Below are 16,558 nucleotides of genomic sequence, written 5' to 3'. Positions count from 1 at the left end.
GGTTAGGCAAGCCTAAACAAGGGGGGGCCATGGTCGCTCAGCACATCGCCGGGATCGAGTCCGGGATCGAGTCGGGGATCGAGTCCGGGGCCGGGTCCGGGATCGAGTCCGGGGCCGCAGGCGTTCCGCGGTTGGTGGCCAACGGCGTCACGGTCGGGTACGGCGACCGGACCGTCATAGACGCGCTGGACGTGACGATCCCGCAGGGGGTGGTCACCACGATCATCGGACCCAACGGGTGCGGCAAGTCGACCCTGTTGCGGACCCTGTCGCGGCTGCTCAAGCCGACCGCCGGCTCGGTCGTGCTGGACGGCGAGGACATCGCCCGGCTGCGGACCAGGGACGTGGCGAAGAAGCTCGGCCTGCTGCCCCAGGCGCCGGTGGCGCCGGAGGGTCTGACCGTGGCCGACCTGGTCGCCAGGGGCCGCCATCCGCACCAGAGCTGGCTGCGCCAGTGGTCCTCGGACGACGCGTCCGTCGTGGAGCGCGCGCTGGCCATGACCGGGGTGGCCGACCTGGCCGACCGTCCGGTCGACTCGCTCTCCGGGGGGCAGCGTCAACGCGTCTGGATCTCGATGACCCTCGCTCAGGGCACCGACCTGCTGCTGCTCGACGAGCCCACCACCTACCTCGACCTGGCCCACGCCGTCGACGTGCTCGACCTGGTCGACGACCTGCACGAGTCGGGACGCACCGTGGTCATGGTGCTGCACGACCTCAACCTGGCCGCGCGCTACAGCGACAACCTGATCGTGATGAAGGCCGGTTCGGTGCTGGCGCAGGGTCATCCGCGCGACGTGCTGACCGCCGAGCTGCTGCACGAGGCCTTCGGTCTGCGTGCCATGGTGATCGACGATCCGGTGGGTGACCGGCCGCTCGTCGTGCCGATCGGCCGGACCCATGTCCAGAGTGCGGTCGGCCTAAACGAGATTCTTACAACTTAGGGTAGGCTAACCTCATTCCCTCGGGGTAAGGTTTGCCTGCCCTTAGGTGAGGCCGCAGTGGACAGCATGAAAGCAAGGGATTTCGGATGCTCCTCGATCGATCGACTCGTATGACCCCGCTGCGGCGGCTGGCGGCGACCGCGTCCGTCGCGGCCCTGGGTGTGGGCCTCCTCGCGGGTTGCGGCACCGGCTCGGCGGACAAGGACAAGAAGGACGACAGCGCCAACGCCTCCGCGGCCACCGGTGCGTTCCCCGTCACGGTCGAGCACTTCTTCGGGTCCACCGAGGTCAAGAAGGCCCCCAAGCGGGTCGTCGCCGTCGGCTACACGGACGACCAGAACATCCTCGCGTTCGGCGTCAAGCCGGTCGGCATGGTCGACCAGTACCCGAACCCGGCGGGCCAGAGCCCCGACATCAACACCCAGTGGCCCTGGGTGAAGGACAAGTGGGGCGACACCAAGCCCGAGGTCATCATGAACAACGGTGACACCGGCCCCAACTTCGAGAAGATCGCGGCCTTGCGGCCCGACCTGATCATCGCGGTCTACTCCGAGATCGACAAGGCCGGCTACGACAAGCTCTCGAAGATCGCGCCGACCGTCGGCCGCACGAAGACCGAGAAGGAGCCCTTCAGCGCTCCGTGGCAGGACAACGCCCAGCACATCGCCAAGGCGCTCGGCAAGGCCGACGAGGGCAAGGCCATGGTCCAGGGCATCCAGGACAAGCTCGCCACGGTCAAGAAGGCGCACCCCGAGTTCGCCACCCAGACCGCCGTCTCGCTGTCCTGGTACAAGGACGCGGTCAACCCCTTCACCACCTCCGACGTGCGCGGCCAGCTCCTGACCGGCATGGGCTTCAAGGGTCAGACCGAGCTCGACAAGATCTCGGGCGGCAAGTTCTCCTTCGCGCTGTCCCCCGAGCGCATGGACCTGATCGACGTCGACCGCGTCTTCGTCATCAACGACAAGGCCGACACGGACGCGCTCAAGAAGTTCGACCTCTTCGCCAACCTGAAGGTCACCAAGAACAACAAGGTGTCCTACCTGCTCGACAGCGAGGGCCCGGCGGCCGGTGCGGCCATGTCGCAGGCCACCCTGCCCTCCCTGCCGTTCGCGATCGACGAGCTCGTCAAGTCGGTCGGCTAGGTGTGAGCGCCACGGAAATCCGGGTCGCCCCGGCCACCCTGCGTACGACGACCGGACGTGAAGCAGCCCGATGGGTCGTGGCGAACTGCCGCAAGATGCCCTGGCTGACGTCCGCCGCCGTACTCAGCACGGTGGCCGGGGCGGCTCTCCAGATGCTCCCCGTGCTGTTGCTCGGCCGGGTGGTCGACGGAGTGGTCGGGGGCGAACCGCGTTCGGTCCTGGTCACGATCGGCGCCTGGATGGTGGCCGCCGCGCTCCTCGGCGCGGCGGCCACCGCCGTGTCGGCCTACCTGATCGGGCGGCTCGGCGCCGACCTGCTCGCGCACCTGCGCGAAGGCGCGGTCCGGGCCGTGCTGGGCATGCCCAGCGCCCGGGTCGAGCAGGTGGGCCGCGGCGACGTGCTCTCCCGGGTCGGCGACGACGTCGCCGTCCTGTCCAAGGGCATCCGCTCGGCCATTCCCACGGTGTTCTCCGCGGGTGTCCTGGTCGCCATCGCCACGATCGGCATGTTCGGGCTCGACTGGCGACTCGGCCTGGCGGGTGCCTGTGCGCTGCCGGCCTACGCGCTGGCCCTGCGCTGGTACCTCCCGCGGTCCGCCCCGCTCTACCAGAAGCGCGCGGTCGCCCAGGCCGAGCGTGCGCAGGCGCTGATCAGCGGCCTGAACGGGATCGAGACGGTACGGGCGCACCGCCTGGAGGAGGCCTTCCGCGAGAAGGTCTCCCAGGACTCGCGGCGGGTACGGGACCTCGGGATCGAGGTGTTCCACTTCTTCGGCCGGTTCGTCGGCAGGGAGAACCGCGCGGAGTTCATCGGGCTGGTCCTGATCCTCGTGGTGGGCTACGTCCTGCTGGAGACCGGTTCGGCCACGCTCGGCGAGGTGTCGGCCGCCCCGCTGGTGTTCCACCGCCTGTTCACCCCGTTGGGCGCGATCATGTTCACCTTCGACGAGGCCCAGAAGTCCGGCGCGAGCCTGACCCGGCTCGTCGGGGTGCTGTCGGAGTCCACGCAGGAGCGCCTCGTCGGGGACTCGACCGCCGTGCTGGTGGACGACGAGCGGTACCCGGTGACCGTGGAGGGGCTGACCTTCCGTTACCCCGGCGCGGACGAGCCGGTCCTGAGGGACGTCAGCCTGACGATCCCGGCGGGCGGCTCACTGGCCCTGGTGGGCGCGACGGGCGCCGGCAAGACCACCCTGGCCGCGCTCATCGCCGGCATCGGGACCCCGCAGACCGGATCGGTGCGGATCGGGACGACCGACCTCGCCGATCTGGACGAGGCCGCGGCGAGGGCGCTGGTGAGCATCCTGACCCAGGAGACGCACGTGTTCTCCGGTCCGCTCGCCGACGACCTGCGGCTCGCCGCGCCGGGAGCCACCGACGCCGAACTGACGGCCGCGCTGCGCACCGTGGGCGCGGACCAGTGGGTCGAGGCGCTGCCCGACGGTCTGGAGACCGCGGTCGGCGAGGGCGGTGTCCGGCTGGACGGTACCAAGGTCGCCCAGATCGCCCTGGCCCGGCTGGTGTTGGGCCGGGCGCCCGTGGTGGTGCTCGACGAGTCGACGGCGGAGGCGGGCAGTGAAGGCGCCGCCGAGCTGGAACGCGCCGTGCTCGCCGCTTGCTCCGGCCGGACCACGCTGTTCGTGGCCCACCGGCTGACCCAGGCCATGGCGGCCGACCGGATCGCCGTGCTGGATGCGGGACGCGTCGTGGAGCAGGGCACGCACGAGGAGTTGGTGGCTCTGGGCGGCCGGTACGCGCGACTCTGGCGGGCCTGGAGAGACGCTAGTTAGGTCGACCTAATTTAGGTTAGGCTGACCTTAGTATCTTGAAAGGGTGTTGAGTCTCAATGATGGAACCGAGCGCTCGTCTCGTGCTGATCTCTCCCGCGCTCCTGGCCGACGTGCGCCGGCGTACCGGCGGATATTCCGACCGGACCATCGCCGAGGCCTGCGCCATCGGACTGTCGTACTGGGCGACGGGAGGGAGCCCTGACGGCATCGACCTGACCCCCGGCACGCTCTTCGCGGACGTCCTCGGATGGGTCGACAACGGCGGCGCCGCCCCGACCGGTTGGGAGATCGCCGAAGCCGCCGCGGGCGGCATCGGCATCGCCCTCCCGGAGGGTGTCCGGCCGGTCGACGCGCAGCTCGCGCTCGACGACCTGGCGGACTTCCCGGACCGGCCCCTCGGCACCATCAGCCCGTCCGGCGTGGCGGAGCGGCTGGCGACCCTGGCCGAGTGGAACGACACCGGGGCGGACCGCGTCCGGCCGACCATCGTGGAGATGTTCCGCGAGCAGGCCCGGCTCAGGCCGGACGCGGTCGCCGTCATCGACGAACACCGGTCGTTGACCTATCGTCAGGCGGCGGAGCTGTCCGCGCAGTTGGCCCACCACCTGATCGGGCGGGGTCTCACCGCCGAGCAGGTCGTGGGCATTTCGCTGGACCGCTCCGCCGAGATGGTGATCGGCCTGCTCGGTGTGCTGCAGGCGGGCGGGGCGTTCGTGCCGCTCGACCCGCAGTGGCCCGCCGCGCGCCGCGCCGTCGTCATCGACGACGCGCGGGTCGTGCTGCAGCTGGGCGCCTCCGGCGAGCACGATCCGTCCGAACCGGCCGCCGTGGTCGTCGACCTCGACGACTGGCAGTACGCGGGCCACCCCACCACGGACACCGGAATCACCGCACCCGGCGATTCCCTGGCCTACGTCATCTTCACGTCCGGCTCGACCGGCCGGCCCAAGGGCGCGATGATCCGCCACGAGGCGATCAGCGAGCGCCTGCTGTGGCAGGTCGAGGAGATCCTGGGCTTCGGCCACGACGACGCCTCGCTGTTCAAGGCGCCGCTGTCCTTCGACATCTCCATCAACGAGATCTTCCTCCCGCTGGTGTGCGGCGGCCGGCTGGTCGTCCTGCGGCCCGGCGGCGAACGCGACCCGCACCACCTGCTGAGTGTGATCGCCGAGCACCGCGTCACCTTCACCTACCTCGTCTCCTCCATGCTCGACGTCCTGCTGGAGATCGCCGGGGACTCCGACCGGCTCGACAGCGTGCGGCACGTCTGGTGCGGCGGCGAGGTCCTCACCCCCGAGCTGTACGAGCGCTACCGCACCCGGCTCAACATCCCCATGTACCACGGCTACGGCCCGGCCGAGACGACCATCGGCGTCTCCCACGTCATCTACCGGGGCGAAGCGGAACGCCTGTCGACCTCCATCGGCAAGGCCAACCCCAACACCCAGCTGTACGTCCTCGACGACGAACTGCGCCCGGTCCCGGTCGGCGTCGGCGGCGAGCTCTACGTGGGCGGTTTCCTCCTGGGACGCGGCTACGTGGGCGCACCCGGCCTGACCGCCTCGCGGTTCGTGGCGAACCCCTTCGCCGGCGACGGCTCCCGGCTGTACCGGACCGGTGACCTCGCCCGGTTCGCCCCGGACGGCTCGCTGGACTTCCTCGGCCGGGCCGACAACCAGATCAAGATCCGCGGCATGCGGCTCGAACTCGAAGACGTCGAGGTCGGCCTCGCCGAACACCCCGGGGTGCGCCACACCTGCGTCATCGCCAAGAAGAACAGCGCGGGCGGCACCTACCTCGTGGGCTACGCGATCCCCGCCGCCGGAGCCGAGGACCTGCGGGCGGACCAGGTCAAGGCATGGGCCACCGAGCACATGGTCGAGTACATGGTGCCCACCCACATCGTCGTGATGACCGAGTTCCCGCTCACCCCGAACGGCAAGCTCGACCGGCGCGCACTGCCCGAACCCGAGATCTTCACCGGCACGTCCCTGCGGCCGTCCACCGACAACGAGCACGCGGTCTGCGCGGCCGTCGCCTCGGTGCTGCGCCTGGAGGAGGTCGGTGTCGACCAGGACTTCTTCCAGCTCGGCGGCGACAGCATCCTCGCCATCTCGCTGCTGAGCGCACTGCGCGAAGCGGGCCTCTACGTCACCGCGCGACAGATCTTCGCCAACAGCGTCCTCGGCGCCCTCGCCGCGGTGGCCAGCCGCGAGGACGTGACCCGGGTGGACCACGGCGACGTCGCGACCGGCGCCGTCGTGGGATCGCCCATCGTGCAGTGGCTCGGCCGGACCACGGACCACATCGACGGCTTCGTACAGGCCGTCGTGCTGAACACCCCGGCGAACCTCACCGCCGACGTCCTCGGCGCCGTCCTCGACGCCGTCGTGGCCCGGCACGACATGCTGCGCGCCCGGCTCGTACGCGGTGACCGCTGGAGCTTCGACATACCCGAGGCCGACGGCACCACGGCCGGCTGGCAGCGGAGCGACCTGCCGCTCGACGCGTGCGTCGCCCTCGCCACCGAAGCACTGGACCCGGACAACGGCGTCATGCTGCGGGCCGTCTGGCGCGGCGAGGCACGGCAACTGGTCCTCGTGGCCCACCACGTGGTCGTCGACGGCGTGTCCTGGCGGATCCTGATGGAGGACCTGGCCACCGCATGGCGCCAGATCTCCGCGAGCGAAGCGATCGCACTGCCCGCGGGGGGCACCTCCTTCCGGCGCTGGACCCAGCTCCTGGGAAGCGCCGCGTTCGACGCGGACCGCGCCCACTTCGAGCGCCCCCTGCCCGGACCCGACGCGCCGCTCGGCCGGCGGGCGCCGTCCGAGGCCGACACGGTCGAGCGGGAGCGGGACCGGACCGTCACGGTCGGACCCGAGGTCACGGCCGCCCTGCTGGGCGAGGTCCCGGCGAAGTTCCACGCGGGCGTCAACGACGTCCTGCTGACCGCCCTCGCCGTCACCCTCGCCCGGTGGCGCCGCGGCCGCGGCCAGGACCAGACCTTCGCCCACATCGAACTCGAAGGCCACGGGCGCGAAGGCCGCCACGTCGCGGGCGCCGCGGGCATCGAGCCGGAACTGTCGCGGACCGTCGGCTGGTTCACGACCCTGTTCCCGGTGACCGTGGACCCCGGCACGACCGGCGACTTCACGGCGCCCGATTACCTCGCCGCCGCGCTCAAGGCGGTCAAGGAGGACCTCGCCCGGGTACCGGGCAACGGCGTCTCCTACGGCGCCCTGCGCTACCTGGCCGGCGCCGCCTTCACCGCCCCGGCGCCCCAGGTCCTGTTCAACTACCTGGGCCGCTTCGACGCGGGCGCGTCCGGCGACTGGCAGCTCTCCCGAACCACCGGTCAGCTCGGCGAGAAGCGCGACCCGAGGATGCGCCTGCCGCGCGCCCTGGAGTTCAACGCGATCGCCGAACCCGCCGCCACCGGCGAGTACGAACTCGTCACCACCATCTCCTGGCCCGACGGAATGTTCACCGAGGAAGACGTCGAAGCGATCGGCGGGTACTTCCAGGAGGCCCTCACCGCCCTGGCCGCGCTCGACCAGGGCGGCCACTCGCCCAGCGACTTCCCGCTGGTGCGGCTGACCCAGGCCGACGTCGACGCCCTGGACGGCCCCGAGCTGCGTGCCGTCCTGCCCCTGACCCCGCTCCAGGAAGGCCTGTACTTCCACTCGGTCTTCGACGACGACTCCGCCGGCAACTACGTCGAACAGCAACTGCTGACGCTGGAAGGCGAACTCGACGCCGACCGCCTGGCGGCCGCCGCCACCCGGCTGCTCACCCTGTACCCGAACCTGGCCGCACGCTTCCAGGCCCTCGCCGACGGCCGCGTCGTCTCCGTACTGGAATCCGGCGCCGAGGCGCCCTTCAGCACGCTGGAGCGGCCCGGCATCACCGACGAGGAGCTGCGCGAGTACGCCGAGCGGGACCGTCGCGCCGGATTCGACCTGGCCACCGGCCCGCTGATGCGGTTCACGCTGCTCCGCGACCCGGACACCGGCCGCGACGTCCTGGTGCAGACCGTCCACCACATCATCGCCGACGGCTGGTCGGTGCCCCCGATGCTGCGCACGCTGCTCGCCGAGTACCACGCGCCCGGGAGCATGTACCCGCTCAGCGGCTTCTCCGACTACGTCGGCTGGCTCGCCGGCCGCGACGCCGAGGAGAGCGACCGGGTGTGGGGCGCCGAGCTCGCCGAGCTGCCCGGCCCCTCGCTGGTGGCCAGGGAGCACACCCCGTCCGACCGGTTCGCCGACACCTCGGTGGAACCGGTGGAGGACATCGACGCGGCCGCCCGTTCGGCCGGCGTGCCGCTGAGCGTGGCCGTGCACAGCGCCTGGGCGGTGACCCTGGGCGGCATCCTGCACTCCGACGACGTGGTCTTCGGCTCCACCGTCTCCGGCCGCGACGCCGACGTGGCCGGCATCGCGGACATGGTCGGCCTGTTCATCAACACCGTCCCGCTGCGTGCGCGGTGGGCCGCCGCCACCACGGCGGGCGAGCTGCTCACCTCGGTGCGCGAGCACCAGGGCGCGGTGCTGCCGCACCAGCACGTCTCGCTGGCACGGATCGGCCGCCAGGCCGGCGTCGGCTCCCTCTTCGACACCCTCGTCGTGTTCGACGTGGCGACCGACGTGGCCGCCCTGCGCCGCAGCGACGACACCCTCTCCATCACCGGGCTCGTCAACGAGGGAGCCCCGCACTACCCGCTGACCCTGGTCGTGGAGCGGGCCCTCGACGGGCGCCCGCGCTTCAACCTGATCTACGACGGCGAACTGCTCGGCGAGAGCGGCGCCCAGGAGATCCTGAACCGGTTCGCGCACACCCTCACCGGCCTGCTCACCCGGCCGGACGCCCCGGTCGCCGACCTGGCGCCGGAGGGAGGCGGCAGGCCCGCACCGATCACCCCGACCACCCTCGGCGCACTGTTCGACGCCGCCGCGCACCGCGACCCGGCGGCCACCGCCGTCACCCAGTGCGCGCTCGACGGCACCACCCGCTCGCTGACCTACGGCGAACTCGCCGCCGCGAAGGACGAACTGGCCGCCGCCCTGCGCGCGGCCGGGGTCCGGCCGGGCCGGCGCGTGGCCGTGGCCGTCCCGCGCACCATCGAGCAGGTCGTCGCCCTGGTGGCGATCGTCAGCGCGGGCGGCGCGTACGTACCGCTCGACCCGGCCTACCCGGACGACCGGCTGGAGTACGTCCTCGGCGACGCCGCTCCGCAGGCCGTCCTCGTCGACCCCGGCCAGCGCGAACGCTTCACCGCCCTGCTGGAGCGGGCGGGCGTCGCCGCCCGGGTGCTCGTACAGGGCGACGAAGCGCCTCAGGACGCCGTCGCCGCCGACACCGGGACGGACGCCGTCGACTGGCACGACCCGGCGTACGTGATCTACACCTCCGGATCCACCGGCAAGCCCAAGGGCGTCGTCGTCCCGCACTCCAGCGTGGTGGCACTGCTCGCCAACACCCAGCCGGACATGGACTTCGGCCCGGACGACGTGTGGGTGCAGTTCCACTCCTACTCCTTCGACTTCGCGGTCTGGGAGCTGTGGGGCGCCCTCGCCCACGGCGGCGAGCTGCTCCTCCCCGACTACGGGCTGACCCGCTCCCCGGTCGACTTCCACCGCCTGGTCCGCGAGCACGGCGTGACCGTGCTCAACCAGACGCCGTCGGCCTTCTACCAGTTCGTCGAGGCCGACCGGCACGCCGGCGAACCGCTCCCCGCCCTGCGCCGGGTCGTCTTCGGCGGCGAGGCGCTGGACCTCGGACGGCTGCGCGGCTGGGTCGAGCGGCACGGCGCCGCCTCGCCCGAGCTCGTCAACATGTACGGGATCACCGAGACCACCGTCCACGTGACCCACCGGGTGCTGACCGACGAGGACTTCGCCCTCGGCGACGACGTGAGCCCCATCGGCGGCCCGATCCCCGGCCTCGCCACCTACCTGCTCGACGACCGGCTCCGGCCCGTGCCGCCGGGCGTGGTGGGCGCCATCTACGTGGCCGGCGACCAGGTGTCCCTCGGCTACCTGGGCCGGCCGGGCCTCACCGCGGGCCGGTTCGTGGCGAACCCGTTCGCGAACGACGGTTCCCGGATGTACCACACGGGCGACCTCGCCGTCCGCACCCTCGACGGCGAGCTGGAGTTCACCGGCCGCGCCGACGACCAGGTCCAGCTCAAGGGCTTCCGCATCGAGCTGGGCGAGGTCGAGTCCGCGCTGCGGGACCTCGACGGAGTCGTCGACGTCGCCGTCACCGTGGCCGACGGCGGCGACCACCTGGTCGCCCACGTCGTGGGCCGGGTCCCCGGCGACGTCGCGGACCTCACCGCGCGCCTCACGGCGAAGCTGCCCGCGCACATGGTGCCGGGCCGGGTCCTGTCCGTGGACGCCCTGCCGCTGACCGTCAACGGCAAGCTGGACCGCAAGGCCCTGGTCGCGGCGGCCGCGCAGGACGACACCCCGGTGGCCGCCACCGGTTCCGAGCTCGTCTCGCTGATCGGCATCTTCGCCGACACGCTGTCCCACCCGGACACCGACGCCGACACCGACTTCTTCGGCGCCGGCGGCGACAGCATCAGCGCCATCACCGTGGTCAACCGGGCCCGGGCGCTCGGCCTGCCGATCGCACCCCGCGACGTGTTCCTCCGGAAGACGCCGCGGGCCCTCGCCGCGCTGCTCGCCCAGCGCGCCCCGCAGGACCGGGTCTCCACCGCCGCGCCCGCCCCCGCACGCCGCGAGGACGGCCCGGTGGCGCCCACGCCGATCCTCCTGCGCCAGCGCGAGCTGGGCGGATCCCTCGCCCGGTTCGCCCAGGCCAGGACCGTGGACGTGGCCGACGGAACCGCCTTCGCCGACATCGAGCGCGCCGCCGACGCCGTGCTGGCCGCCCACCCGGCCCTGCGGATGCGCCTGCACGCCGAGCACGGTGTGTGGACCCTGCGCACCGAACCCGCCCGTGAGGCCACCGTCGTCCGCGCGGACACCGCCGACGCCACAGCCGCCGCCAACGAGGCCGCCGGACGGCTCGACCCCGAGACCGGGGACGTCACCGCGTTCACCTGGCTCGCGGCGACCGGCACCCTCGTGGTCACCGTGCACCACATCGCGGTCGACTCGGTCTCCTGGCTGATCCTGCTGGACGACCTGGCCGCCGCCCTGCGCGGGGAGGCCCTCGCACCGGCGACCACCTCCTACGCGGAGTACGCCGAGGCCCTGACCCTGCGCTCCACCACCGGCGCCGACGACCTGGGGCACTGGATCACCACCCTCCAGGCGCCCCCGCTGCTCCCCGCGTCCGGGGCTCTGCGCGAAACCACCGTGGTCCTCGATCCCGAGGTGAGCGACCGGGTCACGCGCACCGCGCCCGCCGCGCTCGGCGTCGCGCTCACCGAACTGCTGTGCGGAGCCCTGCGTACCGCCCTGACGCGGATCCAGCCGTCGCCCACGGATCTCGCGATCGAACTGGAGCGGCACGGCCGGGTGGCGGTGGCGGAGCACCACGACTACACCCGTACGGTCGGCTGGTTCACCGCCATCGCGCCCGTCCGGCTCACCGCGCACACCGACCCGGTCGCGGCCGCCCGCGAGCTCGCGGCGCGTCAGCCGGACGAGTCCGGGCACCTCGCCTACGGCCGGCTCCGCTACCTCAACCCGCAGACGGCCCCGCTGCTGACCGCCCGGCCGCAGGTGCTGTTCAACTACCTCGGCCGCGGCAGCGAGTCCCAGGTGCCGCACATCACCGGGGGCGACCAGGGCAGCCCGTACGCCGTGGAGGTCAACGCCTGGACCGACGCGGCCACCGGCAGCCTGCACGCGACCTTCACCCTCGCCGAGGAGATCCCCGACGAGCTCGCCGCGCACTGGCTGCACGCCCTGGAAACCCTCGCGGAAGCCTCCGCGACGGCGGAGCGCACGGCGCCCGTCACCGCGCTCCAGCGGGGCCTGTTCTTCCAGGCCCAGCTGGCGGGCCCGGCCGGACACTACGTCGCGCAGAGCTACTTCGCCCTCGACCGCCGCCTCGACACCGACGCGCTGGCCGAGGCCATGGCCTGCGTGATGTCCCGGCACCCGGTCGTCGGCGCCGGCTTCACCACCGACGACGACGGCAACGCGGTCCAGGTCCTCAAGGCGGGCCGGCGGGTCGGCGTCCACACCGTCGAGCTGTCGACCGACGAGGAGGTCGAAGCCCTCCGCGTCCAGGACCGCAACACCGGATTCGACCCGGCCGAGCCGCCGCTGATCAGGCTCACCGTGATCCGGCTGCCCGACGGCCGCGACGGACTGCTCCTCAGCTACCACCTGCTGCTGTGGGACGGCTGGTCCCGCGCGATCGTGCTGCGCGACCTGTTCGACGCCTACCGGGCCGTACTCGCGGGCGAGCGGCCGGACGCCGCCCAGGCCGTCCCCCGCTTCGAGGACCACGCCCGGGCGCTCGCCGCCAAGGACCCGGCCCTCTCCGAGCGGTTCTGGGCCGAGCAACTGGCCGGGCTCTCCGGCCCGACGCTGCTCGCCGGACCGGCGCCGTCCCTCTCCGAGGAACTGCCGCCCGCGCTCCTGCACACGCTCTCGGCCGAACAGTCGGACCTGCTGCGGGAGACCGCCAAGGCGCACGGCGTCACCCTGAACTCGGTCCTCACCGGCGCCTTCGGCCTGCTCCTCGGCGCCCACACCGGCCGCAGCGACGCCGTCTTCGGCGTCACCGTCTCCGGCCGCGAGGGCGAGGGCCTGTCCGACATCGTCGGCGTGCTGCTCAACACCGTGCCCATGTGGACGCGGGCCCGGCCGCACGACACGGTCGGGGAGTACCTGTCGGCCGTACAGGCCGCCCGGGTCGACGCGATGGAGCACGAGCACCTGGGGCTCGGCGAGATCCAGCGCGCCAGCGGCCACGACACCCTGTTCGACAACCTGTTCGTGCTCCAGAACTTCCTGGACATGGACGCGCTCCACGAGATGAACGCCCGCCACGGCATCACCGACGTGAAGTCGGACGACTCCACCCACTACCCGTTCACCTGGGTCGTCACGCCCGGCGACCGGCTCACGGTCAAGCTGGAGCACCGCCACGGCGACAGCGCCGACGCCCGTCGCCTCCTCGACGACTACGTCGGACTGCTCCAGGACCTGGCCCGGTCCACCGGACCGGTGGGCGCGCTGCCCGGCCTCGGGCCGGTGCCCGGGCCCGCCGACCGCACGGAGATCGGCACCGACACGGTGGTCGACCGCTTCGACCGGGCCGCCGACCGCGCACCCGGGCGGATCGCTCTCGTCGCGCACGGCCAGAGCCTGACCTTCGCCGAACTCCAGAGCCGCAGCCGCCTGCTGGCGGGCGTACTGGCCGGACGCGGCATCGGCCCCGAGAAGACCGTGGGCCTGGCGATCCCGCGCACGCTGGACTGGATCGTGGCACTCTTCGCCGTACTGCGCACCGGTGCGGGGTACGTGCCGCTGGAGCTGGACCACCCGGACGAGCGGATCGCCACGATCGTCGCGGACGCCCGGCCCGAGGTGATCCTCACCGTCAGTTCCGTCTCGCCCCGGCTGACCGGCGACCTGATCGAACTGGACCGGCCCCTTCCGGAGGCCGAGCCGCTCGTGACGTTCACGCCGGACGACCCGGACCGGCTGCGGCACCCCGCGTACACGATCTACACCTCCGGTTCGACGGGGAAGCCCAAGGGCGTCGTGACCGAGTACGCCGGACTCACCAACATGCTGATCAACCACCAGCGCCGCATCTTCGCACCGGTGCTGGCGGAGCACGGCGACCGGATCTTCCGGATCGCGCACACCGTGTCGTTCGCCTTCGACATGTCGTGGGAGGAGCTGCTGTGGCTCGCCGACGGCCACGAGGTGCACATCTGTGACGAGGAACTGCGCCGCGACGCGCCCGCCCTGGTCGACTACTGCCGTGAGCACGGGATCGACGTCATCAACGTGACCCCGACCTACGCGCAGCAGCTGGTGGCCGAGGGCCTGCTCGACGACCCGGACCGGCGCCCCCCGCTGGTGCTGCTCGGCGGCGAGGCGGTCACCCCGACGCTGTGGAAGCTGCTCGCGGAGACCGAGGGCACGGTCGGCTACAACCTGTACGGACCCACCGAATACACCATCAACACCCTGGGAGTCGGCACCTTCGAGTGCGAGGACCCGGTGGTGGGCGTGGCGATCGACAACACCGAGGTGTTCGTCCTGGACCCGTGGCTGCGGCCGCTGCCGGACGGGGTCCCCGGCGAGCTCTACGTCTCGGGCGTCGGCATCGCCCGCGGGTACCTGCGCCAGCCGGCCCAGACCGCGCACCGGTTCGTGGCGTCCCCGTTCGGCGAGCCCGGCGAGCGCATGTACCGCACCGGTGACCTGGTGATCCGGAGGCCGGACGGCAACCTGATGTACCTCGGTCGCACCGACCAGCAGGTCAAGATCCGGGGCCACCGCGTGGAGCTGGGCGAGGTCGAGGCCGCGTTCGCCGCGCACCCGGCGGTACGGTTCACCGCCGCGGTCGCCCAGCCCGACCCGCAGGTCGACGGCGCCTACCGGCTGGCCGCGTACCTCGTGCTCGCCCCCGGCTCCGACCTGGCGGCGGCCGCCGCCGAAGTGGGCGCCGGACTGCCGGACTACATGCGCCCGACGCACTACGCTCAGGTCGACAGCATCCCGCTCACGGTCAACGGGAAGGCCGACACCAAGGCCCTGCCGGAGCCCAAGCCGCTGGGAGCACTGACCACTTCGGGCGAGCGCGGCCCGGAGACCGAGACCGAGACGGTGGTCTGCGAGTTCTTCGCGGAGGCCCTGGACCTGGACGACGACGAGGTGAGCGCGGTCGGCGATTTCGTCTCCCTCGGAGGACACTCCATGCTGGCCGTACGACTGGTCGGACTCCTGCGCCGCGAATTCGGCCCCGTGATCACCATCCGTGACCTGCTCACCCTGCGAACCCCCGAAGCGATTGCCCGGCACCTCGATGACAATTCCTGACGTCCAGGGATCCCGCCGCCCGGGATCCGACATCCTCCGCACCGCCATACGCCGCAATCGCGGCGCCATGGTCTGGGGCACCGTCCTCATGGGCCTGTACCAGGCGGGCGAGACCGCCTTCCCGATCGCACTCGGCCTGATCGTCGACCACACGATGCGCCAACGGAGCCCGGAGGCGCTCGCCCTCTCGGTCGCCGCGCTGGCCGTGATCATCACGACGGTGTCGCTGTCGTGGCGGTTCGGGATGCGCATCCTGCAGAAGGCCAACACGACCGAGGCCCACGAGTGGCGGGTGCGGGTCGCGGCCTGCGGCCTCCAGCCGGTGGCCCGGGACGTGGACCTCAAATCCGGCGAAGTGCTCACCATCGCCACCGAGGACGCCGACCAGACCGCCGACATCGTCGAGGTCGTGCCGATGCTGATCAGCTCCTCGGTCGCGGTGCTGGTCGCGGCGGTCGCGCTGAGCCTGGCGGACCTGCGGCTCGGCCTGCTGGTCATGGTGGGTACGGTCGCGATCCTCTCGACCCTCAGCGTGATGTCGAAGCGGATCGGCAGCAGCACCAAGGAGCAGCAGGCCAGGGTGGCGCGGGCGGGTGCGAAGGTCGCCGACCTGATCACCGGCCTGCGCCCGCTGCACGGCTTCGGCGGCAACCAAGCGGCGTTCCGGTCCTACCGGAAGGTCAGTACGGAGGCGAAGGAGCAGGCGATCACGGTCGCCCGGGTGAACGGTGCCTACACGGGCGCCGCGCTGGCCCTGAACTCGATCCTCGCGGCCGCGGTGACCCTGACCGCCGGCTGGCTGGCCTTCGACGGGCAGATCAGCATCGGTGAGCTGGTCATGGCCGTGGGCCTGGCGCAGTTCATCATGGAACCGCTCAGGCTGTTCTCGGACATGCCGAAGTACGTGATGATGGCGCGCGCTTCGGCGGAGCGGATGGCCCTGGTGCTGTCCGCCCCGCCGGTGGCGGCCCCGGGGACGGCGCGACCGGCCCCCGGTGGGGACCTGGAGATCGACTGCGTCCGGTACGAGTCCCTCCAGGGCCTGAAGTTCCACGTCCCGGCTGGCGAGTTCACGGCGATCACGGTCTACCAGCCGGGGGCGGCGGCGGAGCTCGCCTCGATCCTGGCCGTGAACGTACCGCCGGCCGCCTACGGCGGAGCGGTGCGGCTCGGCGGGCAGGACCTGGCGGAGCTGGCCGTCGAGGCGGTCCGCGAACACATGCTGGTGAACCCGTACGACGGGGAGATCTTCGCGGGAACCCTCCGCACGAACATCGACCCGTCGGGCACCAGCGGCTCGGTCGCCGAGGCCGTCGAGGCGTCCATGCTGACCGATGTCGTCGCCCTGCACCGGCAGGGACTCGACTACGAGGTGCGCGACCGCGGTGCGAACCTCTCCGGGGGCCAGCGCCAGCGCCTTTCGCTGGCCAGGGCCCTGGCCGCGGACTCCGACGTGCTCGTCCTGCGGGACCCGACGACGGCCGTGGACGCGGTCACCGAGCAGCTCGTCGCACGCAACATCGCGAAGCTGCGCCGGGGCCGTACCACCGTCGTCATCACCAGCAGCCCGGCGCTGCTGGACGCCGCCGACCGGGTCCTCGTCGTGGACGACGGAGTCGTCACGGTCGAAGGCACGCACCGGCACCTGCTGGCCACCGACCCGGCGTACAGCGCGGCGGTGACGCGGTGAG

5 protein-coding genes are annotated in these 16,558 nt (G+C 72.1%); all 5 read left to right on the top strand.

Going from position 1 to position 16,558, the window contains the following annotated elements:
• The first annotated feature begins 29 nt into the window (after positions 1-29).
• The 5 genes from ACIQWR_RS09425 (at position 30) to ACIQWR_RS09405 (ending at position 16,557) form a co-directional block, all read left to right on the top strand.
• Positions 30-944 carry an ABC transporter ATP-binding protein gene (locus ACIQWR_RS09425; RefSeq protein WP_404006161.1) on the top strand — a complete coding sequence of 305 codons (915 nt, stop codon included), beginning with the start codon at positions 30-32 and terminating at the stop codon, positions 942-944.
• An 86-nt stretch (positions 945-1,030) separates the two neighbouring features.
• Positions 1,031-2,089 carry an iron-siderophore ABC transporter substrate-binding protein gene (locus ACIQWR_RS09420; RefSeq protein ID WP_404006159.1) on the top strand — a complete coding sequence of 353 codons (1,059 nt, stop codon included), beginning with the start codon at positions 1,031-1,033 and terminating at the stop codon, positions 2,087-2,089.
• 2 nt (positions 2,090-2,091) lie between these two features.
• Positions 2,092-3,879, top strand: a complete 1,788-nt coding sequence (locus ACIQWR_RS09415; RefSeq protein WP_404006157.1) for an ABC transporter ATP-binding protein — start codon at positions 2,092-2,094, stop codon at positions 3,877-3,879.
• Positions 3,880-3,935: 56 nt separating this feature from the next.
• Complete coding sequence (locus ACIQWR_RS09410) at positions 3,936-14,867, top strand: amino acid adenylation domain-containing protein (protein WP_404006155.1); 10,932 nt, start codon at positions 3,936-3,938, stop codon at positions 14,865-14,867.
• Positions 14,854-16,557, top strand: a complete 1,704-nt coding sequence (locus tag ACIQWR_RS09405) for an ABC transporter ATP-binding protein (protein ID WP_404006153.1) — start codon at positions 14,854-14,856, stop codon at positions 16,555-16,557. The genes ACIQWR_RS09410 and ACIQWR_RS09405 overlap by 14 nt, the downstream gene beginning before the upstream one ends.
• Position 16,558 lies beyond the last annotated feature (1 nt).

This window comes from Streptomyces sp. NPDC098789 (assembly GCF_044759975.1).
Taxonomy (GTDB): domain Bacteria; phylum Actinomycetota; class Actinomycetes; order Streptomycetales; family Streptomycetaceae; genus Streptomyces.
This window is presented reverse-complemented; position numbering and strand designations above follow the sequence as displayed.

Coding starts and splice junctions, on each gene's coding strand:
- ACIQWR_RS09420 (WP_404006159.1), top strand. CDS start 1,031: ATGCTCCTCGATCGATCGACTCGTATGACCCCGCTGCGGCGGCTGGCG.
- ACIQWR_RS09425 (WP_404006161.1), top strand. CDS start 30: ATGGTCGCTCAGCACATCGCCGGGATCGAGTCCGGGATCGAGTCGGGG.
- ACIQWR_RS09405 (WP_404006153.1), top strand. CDS start 14,854: ATGACAATTCCTGACGTCCAGGGATCCCGCCGCCCGGGATCCGACATC.
- ACIQWR_RS09410 (WP_404006155.1), top strand. CDS start 3,936: ATGATGGAACCGAGCGCTCGTCTCGTGCTGATCTCTCCCGCGCTCCTG.